16 protein-coding genes and 2 tRNA genes are annotated in these 19,692 nt (G+C 73.6%); 8 read left to right on the forward strand and 10 right to left on the reverse strand.

The window, feature by feature from the left end; genetic code table 11:
- Nucleotides 1-225: 225 nt before the first annotated feature.
- Nucleotides 226-2,961 (forward strand): cellulose binding domain-containing protein, encoded by a 2,736-nt coding sequence (locus MWU57_RS15585; protein WP_246910412.1) that lies wholly within the window; start codon nt 226-228, stop codon nt 2,959-2,961.
- Nucleotides 2,962-3,072: 111 nt separating this feature from the next.
- On the opposite strand, the gene MWU57_RS15590 is transcribed toward MWU57_RS15585, so the two are convergent.
- The 10 genes from MWU57_RS15590 to MWU57_RS15635 form a co-directional block, all read right to left on the reverse strand.
- On the reverse strand, nt 3,073-3,570 hold the full coding sequence (locus MWU57_RS15590) for a thioesterase family protein (protein ID WP_246910414.1): 498 nt from the start codon (nt 3,568-3,570) through the stop codon (nt 3,073-3,075).
- Nucleotides 3,571-3,631: 61 nt separating this feature from the next.
- On the reverse strand, nt 3,632-5,317 hold the full coding sequence (locus tag MWU57_RS15595) for a GTPase (RefSeq protein ID WP_246910416.1): 1,686 nt from the start codon (nt 5,315-5,317) through the stop codon (nt 3,632-3,634).
- A complete protein-coding gene (locus MWU57_RS15600; RefSeq protein ID WP_246910418.1) occupies nt 5,314-7,386 on the reverse strand; it encodes a dynamin family protein in 2,073 nt (690 codons plus the stop codon). Before MWU57_RS15600 ends, MWU57_RS15595 begins: the two co-directional genes overlap by 4 nt.
- A gap of 183 nt (nt 7,387-7,569) precedes the next feature.
- Nucleotides 7,570-9,252, reverse strand: a complete 1,683-nt coding sequence (ettA, locus tag MWU57_RS15605) for an energy-dependent translational throttle protein EttA (RefSeq protein ID WP_106266538.1) — start codon at nt 9,250-9,252, stop codon at nt 7,570-7,572.
- A 101-nt stretch (nt 9,253-9,353) separates the two neighbouring features.
- A complete protein-coding gene (locus tag MWU57_RS15610) occupies nt 9,354-9,950 on the reverse strand; it encodes a single-stranded DNA-binding protein (RefSeq protein ID WP_246910422.1) in 597 nt (198 codons plus the stop codon).
- A 51-nt stretch (nt 9,951-10,001) separates the two neighbouring features.
- Nucleotides 10,002-11,579: a GTPase gene (locus MWU57_RS15615; protein WP_246910426.1), complete on the reverse strand. Its 1,578-nt coding sequence runs from the start codon at nt 11,577-11,579 to the stop codon at nt 10,002-10,004.
- Nucleotides 11,576-13,231, reverse strand: coding sequence for a GTPase (locus tag MWU57_RS15620; protein ID WP_246910429.1), 1,656 nt, complete (start codon nt 13,229-13,231; stop codon nt 11,576-11,578). The genes MWU57_RS15615 and MWU57_RS15620 overlap by 4 nt, the downstream gene beginning before the upstream one ends.
- 93 nt (nt 13,232-13,324) lie before the next feature.
- Nucleotides 13,325-13,645, reverse strand: coding sequence for a DUF3467 domain-containing protein (locus tag MWU57_RS15625; protein WP_106266543.1), 321 nt, complete (start codon nt 13,643-13,645; stop codon nt 13,325-13,327).
- Nucleotides 13,646-13,916: 271 nt separating this feature from the next.
- A tRNA-Arg gene (locus tag MWU57_RS15630) sits at nt 13,917-13,989 on the reverse strand.
- Between the two features lie 15 nt (nt 13,990-14,004).
- Nucleotides 14,005-15,213 carry an MFS transporter gene (locus tag MWU57_RS15635; protein WP_246910432.1) on the reverse strand — a complete coding sequence of 403 codons (1,209 nt, stop codon included), beginning with the start codon at nt 15,211-15,213 and terminating at the stop codon, nt 14,005-14,007.
- Between the two features lie 181 nt (nt 15,214-15,394).
- Between MWU57_RS15635 and MWU57_RS15640 the strand changes: the two genes are divergently transcribed.
- The 7 genes from MWU57_RS15640 (at nt 15,395) to MWU57_RS15670 (ending at nt 19,668) form a co-directional block, all read left to right on the forward strand.
- Nucleotides 15,395-15,604: a hypothetical protein gene (locus MWU57_RS15640; protein WP_246910435.1), complete on the forward strand. Its 210-nt coding sequence runs from the start codon at nt 15,395-15,397 to the stop codon at nt 15,602-15,604.
- Between the two features lie 127 nt (nt 15,605-15,731).
- On the forward strand, nt 15,732-16,370 hold the full coding sequence (orn, locus tag MWU57_RS15645; RefSeq protein ID WP_246910438.1) for an oligoribonuclease: 639 nt from the start codon (nt 15,732-15,734) through the stop codon (nt 16,368-16,370).
- A 69-nt stretch (nt 16,371-16,439) separates the two neighbouring features.
- Nucleotides 16,440-16,515, forward strand: a tRNA-His gene (locus tag MWU57_RS15650).
- A 126-nt stretch (nt 16,516-16,641) separates the two neighbouring features.
- Entirely contained in the window at nt 16,642-17,397 is a 756-nt protein-coding gene (locus MWU57_RS15655) for a class I SAM-dependent methyltransferase (RefSeq protein ID WP_246910440.1), read from the forward strand.
- 128 nt (nt 17,398-17,525) lie between these two features.
- The gene (locus tag MWU57_RS15660; RefSeq protein ID WP_246910442.1) at nt 17,526-18,347 is read left to right on the forward strand and encodes an ABC transporter ATP-binding protein; all 822 of its coding nucleotides are present in this window, start codon (nt 17,526-17,528) and stop codon (nt 18,345-18,347) included.
- Nucleotides 18,344-18,982, forward strand: coding sequence for an ABC transporter permease (locus MWU57_RS15665; protein WP_106266555.1), 639 nt, complete (start codon nt 18,344-18,346; stop codon nt 18,980-18,982). The genes MWU57_RS15660 and MWU57_RS15665 overlap by 4 nt, the downstream gene beginning before the upstream one ends.
- The gene (locus MWU57_RS15670) at nt 18,982-19,668 is read left to right on the forward strand and encodes an ABC transporter permease (protein WP_106266557.1); all 687 of its coding nucleotides are present in this window, start codon (nt 18,982-18,984) and stop codon (nt 19,666-19,668) included. The genes MWU57_RS15665 and MWU57_RS15670 overlap by 1 nt, the downstream gene beginning before the upstream one ends.
- The last annotated feature ends 24 nt before the right edge of the window (nt 19,669-19,692 follow it).

The following is a 19,692-nucleotide window of genomic DNA, read 5'->3' on the forward strand; positions in this document are numbered from 1 at the left end:
AATCTGGCCCGATACGCACCTTTGGTGGCGATCTCGCGCCCAGATTTCCCGCCCACAACTCTTCGCGGTCCTTCGACGGGTGCTGGCTCCTAAACGTTTCGCGCTCACATCCGGCTCCCTTGAGTCGAAGCGCTTCGACTACGGTGCGTCCCAGACACGACGACGTGTCACCCGGGCCGGCCACCGGCCGCGGCCCGGTCCGTCCGCACCGAGGAGTGAGATCGGATGAGACTTCGACCAGCGGTCGCCGTGCTGGCGACCACCGGGCTCGTGGCCGCGGGGGTGGGTGCCGCCGTCGCGCAGACGCCCGCCGCTCCGCTCGCCGCCGCGCCGGCGAGCATCGCCGACGACTACGACTGGCGCAACGTCGAGATGGTCGGCGGCGGGTTCGTCCCCGGCATCGTGTACAGCGAGTCCGAGCCCGGCCTCGTCTACGCGCGCACCGACGTCGGCGGCGCCTACCGGCTCGACCAGGCCACCCAGCGCTGGGTGCCCCTGCTCGACCACGTCGGCTGGGACGACTGGGGCCATTCCGGGGTGCTGTCGCTCGCGACCGACCCCGTCGATCCGGACAACGTCTACGTCATGGTCGGCTCCTACACGAACTCCTGGGACCCGAACGACGGGGCCGTGCTGCGTTCGTCCGACCGCGGCGAGACGTGGACGAAGACCGACCTGCCGTTCAAGGTGGGAGGGAACATGCCCGGCCGCGGCATGGGCGAGCGTCTCATGGTGGACCCGAACGACAGCTCGGTGCTCTACCTGGGCACGGAGGGCGGGAACGGCCTGTGGCGCTCCACCGACTCGGGCGCCAGCTGGTCCGAGGTCACGAGCTTCCCGAACCCCGGCAACTACGTCGCCGACCCCGACGGCGGCGAGTACAGCGACAGCATCCAGGGCGTCGTGTGGACGCTCTTCGACCCGACCTCCGGCACGCCGGGCGAGCCCACCCCGACGATCTACGTCGGCGTGGCGGACACCGAGAACAACGTCTACCGCTCCACGGACGCCGGCGAGACCTGGGAGCGGGTGCCCGGCCAGCCCACCGGGTTCATCCCGCACAAGGCGGAGCTCGACCACACCGCCGGGCAGCTCTACGTGGCGACGTCGGACACGGGCGGCCCGTACGACGGCGGCTCCGGCGACGTGTGGCGCCTCGACACCGCCACGGACGGGTGGACCCGCATCAGCCCGGTGCCCTCCGACGACCCGGACGCCTACTTCGGGTACTCCGGCCTGACGATCGACCGCCAGGACCCGGACACGATCATGGTGGTCTCGCAGATCTCGTGGTACCCCGACATCCAGGTCTTCCGGTCCACGGACCGCGGTGAGACCTGGGAGCCCATCTGGGAGTGGACCAGCTATCCGAAGCGGTCGAAGCGCTACGACCTCGACATCTCGGGGGCACCGTGGCTGGACTTCGGCAGCACCGGCACTCCGCCCGAGGACTCCCCCAAGCTGGGCTGGATGACCGAGAGCTTCGAGATCGACCCGTTCGACTCGGACCGCTTCCTGTACGGCACCGGCGCCACGGTCTACGGCGGCGAGAACCTCACCACGTGGGACGACGGCGGCACGGTCGACATCTCCGTCCGGGCCCAGGGCATCGAGGAGACGGCGGTCCAGGACCTGGTGGCCCCGCCCGGGGACGTCGAGCTGGTCTCGGGGATGTACGACATCGGCGGTTTCGTGCACCACGACATCACCCAGGTGCCCGACGCCTACGGCTACACCCAGCCGTACCAGAGCGGCGTGCTGAGCCTCGACGTCGCGTGGCAGGAGCCGGACACGATGGTGCGCGTCGGTACCGGCGGCGACCAGCTCCTCGGGGTGACCACCTCCGGTGGTGACTCCTGGTGGGCCGGGCAGCAGCCGGCCGGCGCCACCGGTCCCGGCAACGTGGCGATGGCGGCGGACGGCTCGGCGATCGTGTGGAGCCCCGAGGGCACCGGCGTGCACGTCTCGACGTCGCTGGGCTCGTCCTGGACACCCTCGACCGGTGTGCCCGACGGCGCCACCGTGCGTGCCGACCGGGAGGACCCGTCGGTGTTCTACGCGCTCGCCGACGGCACGTTCTACACCTCGCACGACGGCGGCGCGACCTTCGCCGCGTCGTCCGCGACCGGGCTGCCCGACGCCGGGCGGCACCACGTCGAGGCCGTCCCCGGCCACGCCGGGCACGTGTGGGTCGCCGGCGGCGAGACCGACGGCGTCTACGGGATGTGGCGCTCGACCGACCACGGCGAGACGTTCGAGCCCGTCGCCGGCGTCGACGAGGGTGACACGATCGGCTTCGGCAAGGCTGCCGAGGGCCATGACCACCCGGCCGTGTACACCTCGTCGAAGATCGACGGCGTGCGCGGCATCTTCCGGTCCGACGACGCGGGTGCCAGTTGGGTGCGGATCAACGACGACGAGCACCAGTACGCCTGGACGGGCGGTGCCATCACCGGCGACCCGGACGTCTACGGGCGGGTCTACGTCGGCACGAACGGCCGCGGCATCGTGGTCGGCGAGTTCGGCGGCACCCCGCCGGAGCCGACGCCGACGCCGGACCCGACCGAGCCGGACCCGGACCCGACGGACCCCGAGCCCACTCCCGACCCCACCGAGCCGGACCCGGACCCGAGCGAGGACCCGGGTGAGGGCTCGTGCGCGGCCGACTACGCCGTCGTCGGCCGGTGGCAGGGCGGCTTCCAGGGCGAGATGAAGGTGACCAACACCGGCGACCAGGCCCTCGCCCCGTGGGAGCTGGCGTGGGAGTTCACCGGTGGCGAGACCGTCGCGCAGTCCTGGGGCGGGAACGTGACCCAGACCGGCGCGCACGTCACCGTGACGGGACCGGCGTGGCAGACCGACCTCGCACCGGGCGCGACCGCGTCGGTCGGCTTCATCGGGACCGGCAGCCCTGCCGAGATCGCGGCACCCACCGCCAACGGACAGCCCTGCACCACCTGACCCGATGTTGTGGGCGCGATTTCTGGCCCGCTACGTCCGCTTCGCCGGACTTCGTGGCACAGAAATCGCGCCCACAACGCTCGGCCGGGACTGCCGTGCCGAGCCCGAGGGTCAGCGGCGGCGGCGGAAGACGATCGGGTCGCCGGCGAACTCCGCGAACACCGCCCGCTCGTCGGCCGAGAGCCGGCGCGGGCGCCCTGCCTCGGCGTCGAGGACCACGATCGTCGTCGTCGCCCGGGTGTAGGGCTCCAGGCCCGACGCCGGGCCCGTGCGCGGGAAGCCGCCGGGAGCGCCGTCGTACACCTCGTAGCAGACCTCGAGCGAGGCGCCGCCGATCGCCCCGATCCACATCTCGATGCGCACCGGGTCGCGGGAGAACCCGAGCGGTCGCAGGTACTCGATCTGCTGCCCGGCCACCAAGGTGTGCGACGTCGCGTGCGGGCCGGTGTCGAGGATCGCCGTCGGCCACGGATCCTCGGCCTCCGGGTGGCGCCAGAACGCGGTGATGCGGGCGTCCTCCAGCAGCCGGAACATCGCGACGTTGTTGACGTGCTGGTAGGCGTCGAGGTCGGACCACCGCAGCGAGACGGGGACGTGCAGACGGGTCATGCCTGGCATCGTCGCACGGCTCCACGCCCGGTCAGCGCGCGGCGGTGTCTCACCACCCGCCTCACGCCGCCGCGGTCGCCGCGTGCTCACGGCACGTGGCCAGCGCGGCCATCTCCGCCGCGACCGGCTCACGGACGTCCTCGCGCGCCACGGCCTCCACCGACGTCCGCAGACGACGGCGCACCCGCCCGGCCCGCCGGCGCGCACCCAGCGCGGCCAGCGGTCGCGCGAGGAGTGCGACGAGCAGCCCGCCGAGGATGCCGCCCAGGGCGAGCACCGTCGCCCACGGCAGGTCGAAGGCCCCACCGCCCCACCGCGTGAAGTCGAACGTCAGGACCGGCATGATCAGCGCCGGGAGCTGGAAGTAGCGCAACGCCGCCGCGACACCCAGCCACAGCAGCCCCACCACCGCCGCCGCCAGCAGGAGCCACTGCAGCACTCCGACCGCCCGCCACCAGACGGGGCGCCGCGCCTCCTCCAGACGGGTCGAGGCCACGGCCTGGTCGAGGGTGTCCGGCAACCGATCGACGGCCTCCGTCCCCCGTTCCCGTGCGGCGAGCACCCACGCGTCCGGCGCCCCGGCGGAGACCTGGTCGACGTAGGTGCGCACCGCCGTCGCCGCGGAGGCCCGCACGCTCGGGCGCGTCTGGGGCAGCGACGTCCGGGCGAGGTCCGGCCGGTCGACCGGAACCCGCACCTGGTCGCTGCGCAGCCCGAGCCGACGCAGCGGGTCCTTGCGGGCGCGCGTGATCCAGCGCGTCACCGGCCACCCGGTCGCCAGGTGCGCGTCCCGCTTCGCCGCCCTGCGGACGGCGTCGACCACCGTGGTGGCCCCCGCCGCCTCCTCGAGCGCGTCGACCAGCGCACCCTGCGCCCGGTCGGCTGCCCGGGCCGGAGGCGCCTGCCCGCACGCGTCCACCACCCGCCGCGCGACCGCCCGCGTGTCCGCGGCCAGGCGTGCGGTGGCGGCCTCCCGCCGTCGGGCCGCGTCCGCGAGCAGGCCGCGCAACCGGTCGACCCCCTCGCCCGTGCGCGCGGACACCCCCAGCACGCGCGCCCCGGAGAGCCCGTCCGCGGCGACGAGCCGCCGCAGGTCGGCCAGGATCGCCTCGGCCTCGTCGGGTGCCAGCCGGTCGATCTGGTTGAGGGCCACGACCACGACCTCGGAGCGCCCCGCCAGCGGGCGCAGGTACCGCTCGTGGAGGGCGGCGTCGGCGTACTTCTGGGGGTCCACGACCCAGACCAGCAGGTCGGCGCGCTCCACCAGCCGCTCGGCGCGCACCCGGTGCTCGACCACCACCGAGTCGTGGTCCGGCAGGTCCAGGAGCACCAGCCCCGTCGAGATGCCGGCCGGCGGCCGGGCACGGCGCAGCAGCCCGGCCGATCGGTTCGAGGGCGTGGCGTCGGCGTCGGGCTCCATCTCGTGCCGGCGCCGCACGTCCAACCAGTCCAGCAGGTCGTCCGCCCCCTCTCCCCACACCGCTGCCAGCGCGTGCGAGGTGGTGGGCCGCTGCACGCCGGGCTCCGCCAGCTCCGTGCCGGCCACGGCGTTGAGGACGCTGGACTTGCCCGACCCGGTGGCACCGGCGAGCGCCGCCACCGTGTGCTCGGCGCTCAGTCCGCCACGCTCGCGGGCGCGCTCGACGACTCCGCGCGCCTCGTCGGCCAGCTCGCGGTCCAGCCGCCCGGCTCCGGCCGCGACCGCCTGCGCCAGGGCCGCGGTGCGGGTGGCGAGATCCGGCTTCATCCCTGGTCCTTCCGTCGCCAGCGCCGCCAGAACGGCACCTTGGGCTCGTCCGAGGCCTCGGGCCCCCCTGCGTCGGCCGTCGTCAGGCCTGCGGACCCGCGCCCCGCGAACGAACCCGGCACCCCGGGGATGCCCTCGGGACTGGTCGGCGGCCGGAAGGTCCCCGCGCCCCGCAGCATCCCCCCGCTCCACGGCCGGGTGAGGCCGTCGTCGGCCCGTGACCGGGTGGCCCGTTCGTCGCGGGCCGCCGCCGCCACGTCGCGGGCCGCGTCGCGCAGGCGGTCGCCGCGCACGTCGTCGGTGCCGAGTGCGTCGAGCTGGGCGGTGTACCGGGCGGACTGGCCGCGCAGCACGGCGTCGACGCGGGCCGTGAGCCGTTCCTTCGCCTGCGCGGCGAGGCGACGCACCGCATCGTCGCCGAAGACCGCCTCGAGCAGCTTCTGGGCGACCACCGCGGTACCGCCGGCGATGCCCACCTCGAGCCCCGTCAGACCTGCGGTCGAGGCGAAGACGACGACCATCAGGCTCACGCCCAGCGCGTTGACACCGAGGGACAGCGCCCGGGCGGTCCCTCGCCTGCTCTCCCCCTGCTCCCGGACGAGCTCGAGGACGTCGCCCTGCCACGCGCGGATCGCCCCGGCGACCTCGGGGCGCAGGCCGGGCGCGGTGCGGCTCAGCTCGAGGCCGTCCAGGAGCCCTGCACCCGCCGCGTCGTCGCGCCAGGCGGCATACGTCCGCTCGGCGGCCTGCTCCGCCGCGTCGAGCACCACGGACTCGAGACCGTGGGCGATCGCCTGTTCCACCTGCGGCGCCTCCTTGGGCCGGCCGCGCACGACCCGCACGACGGCGTCACGGACCTTCCCGGCACGCGCCTCCAGCGACCGGAGGAACTCCCCCGTGCCGATGAAGTCCTGCCACCGGGCGAGCACCTCGCCCCGCAGCAGGGCGCCGTCGGACGTCGCGGCCTCGACCTGTCGCAGGGCATCGGCGTGGTGGCGTTCCACGACGTCGCGCAGGCGCGCGTCGGCGGCGTGCTGGACGTCGGCCGTGCCGGCCAGCTCGTTCGCGCGCCGGACGAGGTCGTCGACGACGCCGTCGCGCGTCGCAGCGATGACGCGCGCCCGCGAGTCGGGGTCGCCGCCCAGACCCGTCAGCCAGGTGGCGAGCTCGCCGACCGCCTGCTCCGGCAGCAGCCCGTCCGACAGCACGGTCTCACCGCCCGGTCCTGCCTCGGGGACGACGAACAGCGCGGCCTCGGCCAGACCGTGCTCGGTCATGAGGCGGCGCAGGTCGGTCGCGACCTCCTCCGTGCCCGGGTCGACCCGGTCCAGGACGAGCGCGACCTGCGCACGCCGGGCCGCCGCCGTCGTCAGCAGCTCCCACGGCACCGCGTCCGCGTACCGGGCCGCAGTGGTGACGAAGAGCCACAGGTCGGCGGCGCCGAGGAGCTGGGTGGCGAGGTCGCGGTTCGCCTCCTCCACGGAGTCGACGTCGGGAGCGTCGAGGAGGGCGAGCCCCTGCGGCAGGTTGCTGGAGGCGACCAGACGCAGCGCACGCGGCCCGGCCGCCGGTCCTCGGTCGTCGCCACGGCCGTCGTCACGTGCGCCGTCCGGCGGCGTGCCGTGGACGCTGGTCCGCGCCAGGCCGGGCAGCACCCGGTCACCGGTGAACCACCGGGCGTCGAGCGGGTGGTGGACGAGCACCGGAGCGCGGGTGGTGGGGCGCAGGACGCCCGGCGCCGTCGCCTGCTCCCCCAGCAACGAGTTGACGAGGGTGGACTTCCCGGCTCCCGTCGACCCGCCGACGACGACGAGCAGCGGCGCACGCTCCGCGCGCAGGCGGGGCAGGAGGTAGTCGTCGAGCTGGTCGGTCGCCCGGGCGAGGTCGGTGCGGGCGTGGTGGACGCCCGGGGTCTCCAACGGCAGCCGTAGGGCGCCCAGCCGGGCCCGCAGCGCGTCCAGCGCGTCGAGCAGCGCGGCCGCACCGGCGTCGGGCGTCAGCGCGGCGCTCGCCGAGACGGCTCCGTCGGTGCGCTCGTCGTGCTCGTCGGGCGGGCCGGTCGCGGTCATGTGCCCAGTCTGCACACATCGGACGTTCGGTGCATGGAGGCGACCGCGTCGTCGTGTCGCCTGGCCGCGCCGTGCGCGACCGGCCCCACGGAGCGTTGTGGGCGCGAATTCTGGGCCCGAAGATCGCCCATAACGGGGCAGAACGGACCAGAAATCGCGCCCACAACGGCACGGAGGGTGGGGTCAGTCGCGGGTGAGGCGACGGTAGGTCACGCGGTGCGGACGCGCGGCGTCCGCGCCGAGGCGCTCCACCTTGTTCTCCTCGTAGGACGCGAAGTTGCCCTCGAACCAGTACCAGTTCGCCGGGTCCTCGTCGGTGCCCTCGTAGGCGAGGATGTGCGTGGCGACGCGGTCGAGGAACCACCGGTCGTGCGAGACCACGACGGCGCAGCCGGGGAACTCGAGCAGCGCGTTCTCGAGCGAGCCGAGGGTCTCGACGTCGAGGTCGTTGGTCGGCTCGTCGAGCAGCAGCAGGTTGCCGCCCTGCTTGAGCGTGAGCGCCAGGTTCAGCCGGTTGCGCTCACCTCCGGAGAGCACGCCGGCAGCCTTCTGCTGGTCGGCGCCCTTGAACCCGAACGACGCCACGTAGGCGCGCGAGGGGATCTCGACGTTGCCGACCTGGATGAAGTCGTGCCCGTTCGAGACGACCTCCCACAGCGACTTGTCCGGGTCGATGCCGCCGCGGGACTGGTCCACGTAGGAGATCTTGACGGTGTCGCCGACCTTGAGGTCACCGCCGTCGAGCGGCTCCATGCCCACGATCGTCTTGAACAGGGTCGTCTTGCCGACGCCGTTGGGGCCGATGACGCCGACGATGCCGTTGCGGGGCAGCGTGAAGGACAGCCCGTCGATGAGCTGGCGGTCGCCGAAGCCCTTCTCCAGGTTCTTGGCCTCCAGCACCGTGCTGCCCAGGCGCGGACCGGCCGGGATCTGGATCTCCTCGAAGTCGAGCTTCTTCGTCCGCTCGGCCTCCGCGGCCATCTCCTCGTAGCGGGCCAGGCGCGCCTTGGACTTGGTCTGCCGGCCCTTGGCGCTCTGCCGCACCCACTCGAGCTCGTCCTTGAGGCGCTTGGCGAGCTTCTGGTCCTTCTTGCCCTGGACCTCGAGACGGGCCTGCTTCTTCTCCAGGTAGGTCGAGTAGTTGCCCTCGTAGGGGTACAGGCGGCCGCGGTCGACCTCGCAGATCCACTGGGCGACGTGGTCCAGGAAGTACCGGTCGTGGGTCACGGCCAGCACGGCGCCGGGGTACGTCGCCAGGTGCTGCTCGAGCCACAGCACCGACTCGGCGTCCAGGTGGTTGGTGGGCTCGTCGAGCAGCAGCAGGTCGGGCTTCTCCAGCAGCAGCTTGCACAGCGCGACGCGGCGACGCTCACCACCGGAGAGCACGGTGACGTCGGCGTCCGGCGGCGGGCACCGCAGGGCGTCCATCGCCTGCTCGAGCTGGCTGTCCAGGTCCCACGCGTCGGCGGCGTCGATGGCCTCCTGCAGCTCGCCCATCTCCGCCATCAGCGCGTCGAAGTCCGCGTCGGGCTCGGCCATGAGCGTGGAGATCTCGTTGAAGCGGTCGACCTTGGCCTTGATCGGCCCGACGGCTTCCTCGACGTTGCCGAGGACCGTCTTCTCCTCGTTCAGCGGCGGCTCCTGCTGGAGGATGCCGACGGTGTAGCCGGGCGACAGCCGCGCGTCGCCGTTGGAGGGCTGGTCCAGGCCGGCCATGATCTTGAGGATCGTCGACTTTCCGGCACCGTTCGGGCCGACGACGCCGATCTTGGCGCCGGGCAGGAAGTTCAGCGTGACGTCATCGAGGATGACCTTGTCGCCGTGCGCCTTGCGCGCCTTGTACATGGAGTAGATGAACTCAGCCACTGGCTCGTTTCCACCGTTCGATCGCGCTGTCTGAGGGTTACCGGCGGGCACGGCGGAGGACCGGCGTGCAGCCGGTCCCCCAGCCTACGCGACGCCGCCCCTCAACCGCCGACCGGTTCCGCCTCACCGGTGAGCTCGTCGACCACGTAGGCGCCCGCCGCCTGCCGGTCGTCGCCCGTCAGGTCGTCCGCCACCAGGTCGTCGTCGCGTCCGGAGCGGTCGCCCGACGACGCCTCGCTCGTCGCGTCGTCGCCGGTCAGCGAGCGGGCGTCGTCCGGCGCCGCCGGGACCGCCCACGGGGAACCGCCCTCGTCGTCGGGCACCGGACCCGACTCGTGGACCACCTTGGTGTACCGCGTCATCCCCCGGGTGGCGTCGGGACCGATCGCGTCGGCGTCCACCACCAGGTTCACGCGGTCGCGGCCGTCACGGTCGGTCCACTCCTCGGCGGAGAGCCGCCCGGTCAGGACCACCGGTTGTCCCTGCACGAGGGACTCGCAGACGGTGCGCGCCGCACCGCGGAACGCCTTGACGGTGAACCATGTGGTCCTGCCGTCGCGCCACTCCCCCGTGACGGCGTCACGCAGCCGGCGCGTGCTACCCACGCGGAAGCTGGTCCAGGCGACGTCGTTCTGGGACAGGTGCAGCGCAGGGGTCGTGCCGACGTAACCGGTCACGGTCACCGTGGCCTCGCTCATGAGGTCCTCCTGGGGTCTCTGGCCGGCACCGTGCCGACCGCATCCCCAGGCTCAGGCGGACGTGGCGGCCCTGTCGTCCTGCTCCGGTGCTTCTGTGGACGCCACCCTGGCTGGGGATAGCCTCAGCGCCCCGGTGAGCGGACGGGACGACGTCAGGTCGCGCGCCGACCGCGCGAGCTCGCGCACGCGGCGGTGATCCACCAGCACCCGCTGCGTGGGCTCGCCGAGGTGGCGCACCAGCACGTCCCGCACCGCCTCGCGTCCCTGCCGCGCCACCTCCGACCTCCGCCGGGCGGCGAGCCGCCGGCGCACCACGGCCCGCACCACGGCCAGCACCACCGCGACGGCGAGGAGCACCACGCCGCCGCCCAGCAGCACCTGGTCCCACGGGCCGGCCACCTCGAGCACGCCCGTCAGCGCGAGCACGCCCGCGGCCACCATCAGCGCCCCGAGCGCCGCGCACATCCAGGCCGCACGGCGTACCGGCCGCGACCAGGCCGGACCCCGCACGTCCAGGTCCACGCCCTTGAGCGCCTCGGCCACGGCGGCACGCAGCCGGTCCGCCCCGGCGACCGACTCGGCCAGCGACCGCTGCCAGCCGGGCCGCAGGGCGACCCCGGCACGGGTCAGCCAGCGCGCCCGGGACAGCGCGATCGTGTCCCGGTCCGGCGCGGGGACCTCGGGCATGCCGTAGCCGTTGCGCACGGCGGCGCCGACCTGGCTCGCGACGGCGTCGAGCCCGGTGGCACCCACGACGGGCTCGAGCTCGCGGTCCACGGCGGCGTCGAGCTGCCAGGGGATGTCCGCCGGGACCTGCGTGAGCAGCGCGGCCGCCGCGGAGTCGAGCTCGGCGGCGGCACGACCGGCCGCCACCGACCGCCGCGCGCACGCCTCCTCGAGGATCTCGCGGACGTGGCCGATGCCCTCGCCCGTCTTCGCCGACGCCGGCTGCACGTGCACCCCGGTCAGGCCGTCGTCGGCCAGGAGCCGGCCGAGGTCCTCGACGAGGTTCTCCCGCTGGGAGTCGGGCACGGTGTCGACCTGGTTGAGCACCAGCACCATCGAGGACTCGGAGCCCACCTGTCCGCTCAGGTAGCCGGTGTGCAGGGCGTCGTCGGCGTACTTCTGCGGGTCCACCACCCATACCAGCAGGTCGACCAGGGGCAGCACGCGGTCCACGACCTCGCGGTGCGCGGGCTCCACCGAGTCGTGGTCGGGGAGGTCGAGCAGGACGAGGCCCGCCAGCCCGGCGGCGCCGTCGCCCTCGAGGTCCTCGCTGTGCGTGATCCGCCGTTCGCGGTCGACGCCGATCCAGTCGAGGAGCGGTTCGGCGCCGTCGGACCACGAGCAGGCCGTCACCCGCGCCGTCGTCGGCCGCTTGACCCCGACGTCCGCGAACGACAGCCGCGAGATCTTGTTGAACAGGCTGGACTTGCCGGAACCGGTACCACCGGCGAAAGCCACGACCGTGTGGTCGACGCCCAGCTCGAGCCGACGGCGGACCCCCTCCACGGCCGTCTCCACCCGCTGCGCCGTCACGCGGTCCAGGCGGGGCCCGGCGAGCGCGAGCGCCTGGGCGAGGTCCTCGGTGCGCGCGCGCAGCGTCGCGTCGTGCGAGGTCGTCGTCATGTGAGCCTCCTCAGCTCGGCGAGCCGCAGACGCAGGGCGGTGGCCGCGTCGTCCGCCAGGTCGGGTGAGTCGAGCCGGGCGCGCACCGCGTCGATCTCGGCGCCGACGACGAGGGCGGCCCGGTCGGCCAGGTCCTCGCGCAGCGCCGCGACCGGCTCGGACGCCACGCCGGCCACGACCCGGTCCAGGAGCCGCGCGGCGTCGTCGCTGCCCGCCGCCGCCGCGAGCAGCAGCGTCGCCAGGCCGCGCTCGCCGAACGCCTTCGCCGCGGCTCGCACGGGTGCGGCGGGCTCGGGGCCGAGCAGCGCGGCCACCCGGTCGTCCGCTCCCGCAGCCCACTGCGCGACCGTGCTGCTCGTGGTCTCGCCACGCGCCGTGGCGCGTTCCTCGGCATCCGGCAGCGCGTACGGGCCGCCGGCGGGAGCCGCTGGACCGCCGAGGAGCGCCCGCAGCCGCTCCTCGACCCGGGCGCCCGACGCCGTCAGGGTCCGCTGGGCGGCGGCCTCGACGTCGTCGCGCAGCACCTCGAGCGCCTCCGAGCGGGTGCGGCCCGCCCGGCGCGAGCTGCGGGCGCGGTCGCCCCGGACCTTGACGCGGTCGACGCCGGCCGTGCCGGACAGCTCGCGCCACCGCGCCTCGACCGACGCCCCGGCGACGACGCCCGCGGCCACGGCGTCCCGCGCCAGCTTCTCCGCGGCGGGCAGCTCGGCGTCGACGAGGCGGCGCAGGCTGGTGGCGGCCTCGGCCTGCGCCTCGACCGCGTCGGCGAGGGACGTGACCCAGCCGGGCAGCGCGGCCAGAGAGCCCTTGAGGGTGCGCACCACGACGGCCCGGGACCGGTCCGGCCCGGCCAGCATGTGGAGCCACCGCTTGATCTGACGGACCACCGACTCCTCGAGCAGCCCCTCGTGCGGCCCCACGTCCGGGACCACGAACAGCGGCGTGTCGGTCATGCCGTGGGCGCGCAGCCTCGCCATCAGGTCGCCGCGGATCGTGGTGAGGTCCGCCTGCGGGACCCGGTTGAGGACCATGGCCACGGACGCCCCGCGCTCGGTCGCCCGCGCGAGCGCCTGCCACGGCAGCGCGTCGCCGTACCGGGACGCGGTGGTGACGAAGAGCCACAGGTCCGCGCCCTCGAGGAGCTGCTGGGCGATCGAGCGGTTCTCCTGCACGAACGAGTCGAGGTCGGGAGCGTCGAGCAGCGCGGTCCCGCGCGGGACGCCGTCGTGATGGATCACGCGGGACAGCTCGGTGACGGGCCCGTCGGCGATCACGTCGGCGTCGGCCGGGTTGAAGGCGAGGACGGGCTCACGGGTGGTGGGGCGCAGCACCCCGGCCTCGGAGACCTCCTCGCCGAGCAGGGAGTTGTAGAGGGTGGACTTGCCGGCACCGGTCGAGCCGGCCACGACGACGACGGCGGGCGAGCTGAGCTCGGCGAGCCGTGGCAGCAGGTGCTCGTCGAGCTGGGCGAGCAGCCGGTCGCGCGACGCCGCAGCCTCCTGCGCGCCGTCGATCGACAGGGGGAGGCGCACGTCGGCGACGTCGCGGCGCAGGTCGCGCGCGACGTCGTGGACGGTGAGGCCGAGCTCCTCGGCCGCAGCGGCGTCCGACCGCCCGCCGCGGAAGCGGGAGGTGCGCGTGGAGGAAGTCACGGGCTCATCCTGGCGTGCCCGGCGGTCGGTGCCAAACGCGCGCGCCGTCGACGGCACGACTTCTCCGTCCGCGGGGACGACGGCGGCCCTCGGTCAGGCTTTCGGCCCGGAGCCGTCCGCCTTCCGGCCGGTCTCGCGCTCCCAGGCGTCGAGCTGCTGGGTGAGCGCCCGCGCCAGCTCGAACACCTGCTGGGGCGGGATCCGTACCCGCGACACGACCCTCGCCGGCATCACGCGGCCACCGGTCTGGGCGCCGGTCGCCTGGTCGACCGCCGGCTTGGCCGGCGACTTCGCGGCGACGAAGTCGAGGACGAACGACGTGGACGTGTGCCACACGGACGCGAAGTCCGCCGGCACCCCCGTCTCGTGCTCGCTGGGCAGATCCACCTGGAGCTTGAGCTCGGAGCTCGCCATGGCGGTCCTCTCTGTGGCAGTCCGGAGGCGTTGTGCGGTCGCTCCGACCGTACCCCTCGCCGAAGAGCGAGGTTGGTCACGATCGGGCCCGCAGGTGGAGCGCTCGGCGGAGGCTTGCTTGAATGACCGCCGCCCGCTCGGTGGGCGCTCGTCGCGGGCGGCGTAGCCGTCATCGCGACCGTCGGCGCGGGCACGTGACGGCCGCACCTCGTCCGGCGGCGACATCGCATCTTCCAGGCGTCGTTGACGTTGGCCGCCTGAGCGGCACGGGTGCCCCCAGCAGGACTCGAACCTGCAACCTACGGATTAGAAGGCCGTTGCTCTATCCATTGAGCTATGGAGGCGCGGGCCCATCGTAGTCAATCGGCGGCGGGAGCCGGGGCGCGCATCCGCAGCGCGACCAGCCCGCACACCAGGCACACGGCCACGTTCACGGCCACCAGCACCCGGTGGTCGATGACGGCGAGCGCGGCCGCGCCGGCCAGGGTCACCAGTACCCCCGGCAGGTTGAGCACCACGTGGCTGGCGGCACCGACCCGGCCCTGCATGCGGACCGGGGTGAGCACCTGCCGCTCGGTCACGTAGGCGACGACGGCGCTGGTGACGGTGAAGCCCACGATCCCCATGCCGAGCACCGCGGGCAGCACCCACGACCCGGCCAGCGGCACGAGACCGACACCCAGGCCCACGAGGCCGAGCGAGAACACCCGCAACCGGCCGAACCGCAGCATCAGCCGCCCGACGACGAGACCCGCCGCCAGCCCGGCGACGCCCTGCAGCGCCGTCAGCGGTCCGAGCAGGGCCGCCTCGAGGCCCAGGTGCTCGAGGATCGCGAAGGCCACCGCGTTGACGAGCCCGACCGCTGCCATCGCCCACAGGATCGCGGTGGTCATGCCGCCGAGCGGCGGTGTGGAGAACAGGTAGCGGAACCCCTCGGTGGCCTCGGCCCAGAATCCTGCCCGCGCCTCGTCGTCCGGCGGCGACTCCGCGATCCGCACGACGGCGAAGACGGCGGCCGAGGCGACGAAGGCCACGATCGCCGCGACCACCAGCGGCGCCGGGCCGACCCACGCGTACACGGCCGCACCGAGCACCGGCATGGCGATGCGGAACACCTGGTCGATGGCGGCCAGCCGCCCGTTGGCGTGGCCCAGGGCCGCGTCGGGCAGCAGGTCCTTGAGCAGGCCGGACTGGCAGGCGGCCGTCACGTAGGCGACGGTCGCGTAGAGCACGGTCACGAGGTAGACGACCCAGACGTGCTCCGCGCGCGAGACGGCGAGCAGCGGGACGAGCACGAGCGCCCCGGCCGCGTAGGTCCACATCAGCATCCGACGGCGGGACACGCGGTCGGCGAGCCGGCCGAGGAACGGCGCCGCGAGCGCCGGGACGCCGAGCGCCGCGAAGGTGGCACCACCGAGCGCCGCGCTGCCCGTGAGGTCGGTGACCCACACCGCCAGGATCAGGACGAGCACCGAGTCGGCGAAGTTCGTCAGCGCCCAGCCGGCGGTCAGCGTCCTGAACTGCGCGGTACGGAGCGCGGCGGCCGGGCTGGGCACGGGGGTGGGCACCTGCCGCAGGATACGCGAGCACGACCGGCGCGAGGCTGCCACCAGCGAAAAAGCCGTGCATCCCGTCAGGGCCCGGGTGCATGCTCGGAGCACACCGCGGTGACGCCCGTCCGGCCAGATGCCGGACGGTCGGGTGGTCCCTGGCCCGGACCGACGAACCCACGTCACGAAGGAACGAACGATGCACCCGATCGAAGCGCACGCCGTCGCGCGCGCCATCCACCAACAGCGCCTCGCCGAGGCCGAGCGTGCCCGACAGATGCGTCGGCAGCGCGAGGCCCAGGCCGGCGCACCGTCCTCGCAGGACGGCCGGCTGCCCCGTCGGCACCGCCGTCGTCTGCGGCTGCGACTCACCGCCGCCGGTACCGCCCGGGGGTGGGGAGTCGCATGACCGCACCGCAGCCCGGCGCCGAGAGCCCCGGCCGTCACGACCACCGCGTCGCGACCGCCGGGGCTCTGTGCGTCACCGCCCGCCCGGCGGGCCCCGGACGTGGGCGGCAGAACGTAGGCTGGCTCTCGTGAGCCCGAGCAACCCGAACGACCGCATCGTGTGGATCGACTGCGAGATGACCGGCCTCGACCTGCGCGCCGACGCGCTCGTCGAGGTGGCCGCCGTCGTGACCGACTCCGAGCTGAACGTCCTGGGCGAGGGGGTCGACGTCGTCGTGCGGCCACCGGCGCAGGCGCTCGAGCAGATGAACGACTTCGTGCGCCAGATGCACACCACCTCCGGGTTGCTGACGGAGCTCGACGCCGGCACGACGCTGGCCGACGCCGAGGCGCAGGTGCTGGCCTACGTCCGCGAGCACGTCCCCGAGACCGGCAAGGCTCCCCTGGCGGGCAACTCGGTCGGCACGGACAAGATGTTCCTCGAGCGGGACATGAGCGAGCTGGTGGGGCACCTGCACTACCGGATCGTCGACGTCTCCTCGGTCAAGGAGCTGGCGCGGCGCTGGTACCCGCGGGTCTACTTCGCCTCGCCGCAGAAGAACGGCGGCCACCGCGCGCTGGCGGACATCCTGGAGTCCATCGACGAGCTGCGCTACTACCGCGAGGCGCTCTTCGTCCCGCAGCCCGGCCCCGACACGAAGTCGGCACGCGCGGTCGCCGAGCGCATCAAGGAGACGTCGGTCACGACCCGTCCGGCGATGTCCTGATCGCCCGGCGGAGCATGTACACTTTTCGACGGCTGAGGCACTCGTTGTCATTCGTCTGTCGAAGCCATGGTGGCTATAGCTCAGTCGGTAGAGCGCCTGGTTGTGGTCCAGGAGGTCGCCGGTTCAAGCCCGGTTAGCCACCCCATCGCACGAGGCCCGATCGCGGCTCGCGGAACTTCCGTGAGCCACGGTCGGGCCTCGTTCTCGTCGTGGGCCCGCCACGGCCCAAAAGCGCTGGGCGTCCCCGGCCCGCACCGTCGACAATGCCGCCATGCGCGCACTGGACGACCTCGTGGCCGAGGCGGAAGCGGCCGACGTCACCGGCTGGGGCTTCGAGTGGCTCGACGGCCGGGCGACGGAGGAACGGCCGCCCTGGGGGTACGCCCGGCTCCTCGCCGACCGCCTGGCCTCCTCCCGGTCCGCCCTGGACATCGACACCGGAGGTGGCGAGGTCGTCGCGGAGGCACCGGTGCTGCCGCCCCGGATGACCGTCACCGAGTCGTGGGCGCCGAACGCCGAGCGCGCCCGGCAGCGGCTGGAGCCGCGCGGGGTCCGCGTCGTCAGGTCCGAGGCGGACGGGCCGCTCCCGTTCCCCGCCGGCTCGTTCGACCTCGTGACCGCCCGGCACCCGGTCCGGCCGGACTGGCCCGAGATCGCTCGCGTGCTGGCCCCGGGCGGCCGCTACCTCGCCCAGCACGTCGGCCCCGGCTCCGCGTTCGAGCTCGTCGAGCACTTCCTGGGGCCGCAGCCCGAGAGCCGGCGGGACCGTCACCCGGACACCGAGGTCGCCGCGGCCGAGGCCGCCGGCCTCCGGGTCGTGGACCTGCGGACCGCCCGCTGCCGGATGGAGCTGTTCGACGTCGGCGCCGTCGTCTGGCTGCTGCGCAAGTGCCCGTGGTGGGTCCCCGGGTTCTCCGCGGACGAGCACCGCCCGGCGCTGGAACGTCTCGACGAGCTGTTCCGCCGGGGCGAGCCGTTCGTGGCGCACTCCACACGCCATCTCGTCGAGGCGGTACGACGCCCCTGACGCCGTCGTGACCGCGCCGGGCTCCGACGCAGGTCGTCGATGTCCCGCCGCACCGGCGGGTGCTCTCGCGCCTCGGGCAGGATTGTGGTCGGGTAGGACGTCGAACCCCCCGCCCGGAGGCACAGCCCATGATCGAGTTCCGCTCGGTGACCAAGACGTACCCGGACGGCACCCATGCCGTCGTGGACTTCGACCTGGTCATCCCGCCGCACACCACGACCGTGTTCGTCGGGTCGTCGGGCTGCGGCAAGACGACACTGCTGCGGATGATCAACCGGATGGTCGACCCGACGTCGGGCGTCATCGAGATCGACGGCGAGTCGATCCTCGACCGGGACGCCGTGCAGCTGCGGCGCAGCATCGGGTACGTGCTGCAGAACGGCGGCCTGCTCCCCCACCACAAGGTGGTCGACAACGTCACGACGGTCCTGCGGCTGGAGGGCACGCCGCGCCGCCAGGCGCGCGACCGTGCGCTCGAGCTCCTGGACACCGTGGGCCTGGACCGCGCGCTGGCCGAGCGCTACCCGAGCCAGCTCTCCGGCGGACAGCAGCAGCGGGTCGGCGTCGCCCGGGCGCTCGCGGCCGACCCGAACATCCTGCTCATGGACGAGCCGTTCGGCGCCGTCGACCCGATCGTGCGCGCCGAGCTGCAGACCGAGACCCTCCGCCTGCAGCAGGAGCTGCACAAGACGGTCGTGTTCGTCACGCACGACATCGACGAGGCGTTCCTGCTGGGCGACCAGGTCGTGATCCTGGAGAAGGGCGCCCAGGTGGCCCAGATCGGCTCGCCGAGCGAGATCATCGAGAACCCTGCCAGCGAGTTCGTGGCCAGCTTCATCGGGGCGGAGCGCGGCGCACGTGCCCTGCACACGAAGCAGACGGAGCGCGGGACCGTGCTCGTCGACGGCGCCGGCCGCACGCAGGGGGTCCTCGTCGAGGACGGCGCATGAGCTGGGTCCTGGACAACCTCGACCTGATCGGCCGCCTCACCGTGGAGCACCTGCGACAGAGTGCGCTGCCCATCCTGCTCGGGTTCCTCGCGTCCATCCCGGCGGGCTGGCTCGCGTTCAGGTTCCGGCTCACGCGGGGCCTGGTCCTGACGCTCGTCGGCCTGCTCTACACCATCCCGTCGCTCGCCCTGTTCGCCCTCCTGCCCCCGCTGCTGGGCATCAGCTTCCTCAGCGAGATCAACCTGATCATCGCGCTGACGATCTACGCCGTGGCCATCATGACGCGGTTCGTCGCCGACGCGCTGGCCTCGGTCGAGCCGTCCGTCCGGCAGGCGGCGATCGCCGTCGGCTACGGCAGCTGGCGACAGTTCTGGCAGGTCGACCTGCCCCTCGCCGGCCCCGTCGTCCTGGCCGGCCTGCGGGTCACCGCCGTGTCCACCATCTCCCTGGCCACCGTCGGCATCCTCATCGGCATCGACAACCTGGGCTACCTCTTCACCAACGGCTACCAGCGTCAGATCGTCCCCGAGATCCTGGCGGGCGTGGTCGCCGTCGTCGTCATCGCTCTGCTGGTCGACGCGCTCCTGGTCCTGGTGGGCAGGGCCCTGATGCCGTGGTCACGGAAGGGGGCGTGATGAACCTCTTCGCCGAAGCCTTCGCCTGGATCTTCTCCCCCGACCGGCAGACCGGCTCGTTGCCGCTGTCCGAGGCGATCTGGACGCACCTGGCGTTCACGTTCGTCTCCGTCGTCCTTGCCGCCGCGATCGCCGTGCCCCTGGGCTGGCTCATCGGCCACACCGGTCGGGGCCGCGAGGTGGCGGTGGCGTTGTCGGGCGCGGCGCGGGCGGTGCCGTCGTTCGGACTCGTCCTGCTGCTCGTGCTCGTCCTGGGGGTCACCCACAAGGTCGGCGCCTCCACCACGGCGTTCGTGCTGCTGGCGATCCCACCGATCCTCGCCGGCGCCTACGCGGGCGTCGAGGCGGTCGACCGGCGTGTGGTCGACGGTGCCCGCTCGGTGGGTATGACGTCCACGCAGGTGCTGCGCAAGGTCGAGGTCCCCCTCGGGTTGCCGCTGCTGATCGGCGGACTGCGGTCGGCCACCCTCCAGGTGGTCGCCACGGTGACGCTCGCCGGATACGTCGGGAGCTGGGGTCTGGGCTTCTACATCGTCCAGGGCATCCAGATCCGCGACTTCGCGCAGATCCTCGGTGCGGCGCTCGTCATCGTGGTGCTCGCCGTCGTTCTCGACGCCGTCTTCGCGATCCTCGAACGGCTCGTCGTGCCGGCGGGTGTCTCCGCGCGGCGCGCTCGCGAGAGCTGACTTCCCCCTTCCCTCCCCCTCCCT

It is taken from the genome of Isoptericola sp. S6320L, from assembly GCF_023015685.1.
Lineage (GTDB): Bacteria > Actinomycetota > Actinomycetes > Actinomycetales > Cellulomonadaceae > Isoptericola > Isoptericola halotolerans_A.

Excerpts from the sequence above, each read along its gene's own strand:
- MWU57_RS15585 (WP_246910412.1), top strand. The coding sequence starts at position 226 with ATGAGACTTCGACCAGCGGTCGCCGTGCTGGCGACCACCGGGCTCGTG.
- MWU57_RS15590 (WP_246910414.1), bottom strand. The coding sequence starts at position 3,570 with ATGACCCGTCTGCACGTCCCCGTCTCGCTGCGGTGGTCCGACCTCGAC.
- MWU57_RS15595 (WP_246910416.1), bottom strand. The coding sequence starts at position 5,317 with ATGAAGCCGGATCTCGCCACCCGCACCGCGGCCCTGGCGCAGGCGGTC.
- MWU57_RS15600 (WP_246910418.1), bottom strand. The coding sequence starts at position 7,386 with ATGACCGCGACCGGCCCGCCCGACGAGCACGACGAGCGCACCGACGGA.
- MWU57_RS15610 (WP_246910422.1), bottom strand. The coding sequence starts at position 9,950 with ATGAGCGAGGCCACGGTGACCGTGACCGGTTACGTCGGCACGACCCCT.
- MWU57_RS15615 (WP_246910426.1), bottom strand. The coding sequence starts at position 11,579 with ATGACGACGACCTCGCACGACGCGACGCTGCGCGCGCGCACCGAGGAC.
- MWU57_RS15625 (WP_106266543.1), bottom strand. The coding sequence starts at position 13,645 with ATGGCGAGCTCCGAGCTCAAGCTCCAGGTGGATCTGCCCAGCGAGCAC.
- MWU57_RS15640 (WP_246910435.1), top strand. The coding sequence starts at position 15,395 with ATGCACCCGATCGAAGCGCACGCCGTCGCGCGCGCCATCCACCAACAG.
- MWU57_RS15655 (WP_246910440.1), top strand. The coding sequence starts at position 16,642 with ATGCGCGCACTGGACGACCTCGTGGCCGAGGCGGAAGCGGCCGACGTC.
- MWU57_RS15660 (WP_246910442.1), top strand. The coding sequence starts at position 17,526 with ATGATCGAGTTCCGCTCGGTGACCAAGACGTACCCGGACGGCACCCAT.
- MWU57_RS15665 (WP_106266555.1), top strand. The coding sequence starts at position 18,344 with ATGAGCTGGGTCCTGGACAACCTCGACCTGATCGGCCGCCTCACCGTG.
- MWU57_RS15670 (WP_106266557.1), top strand. The coding sequence starts at position 18,982 with ATGAACCTCTTCGCCGAAGCCTTCGCCTGGATCTTCTCCCCCGACCGG.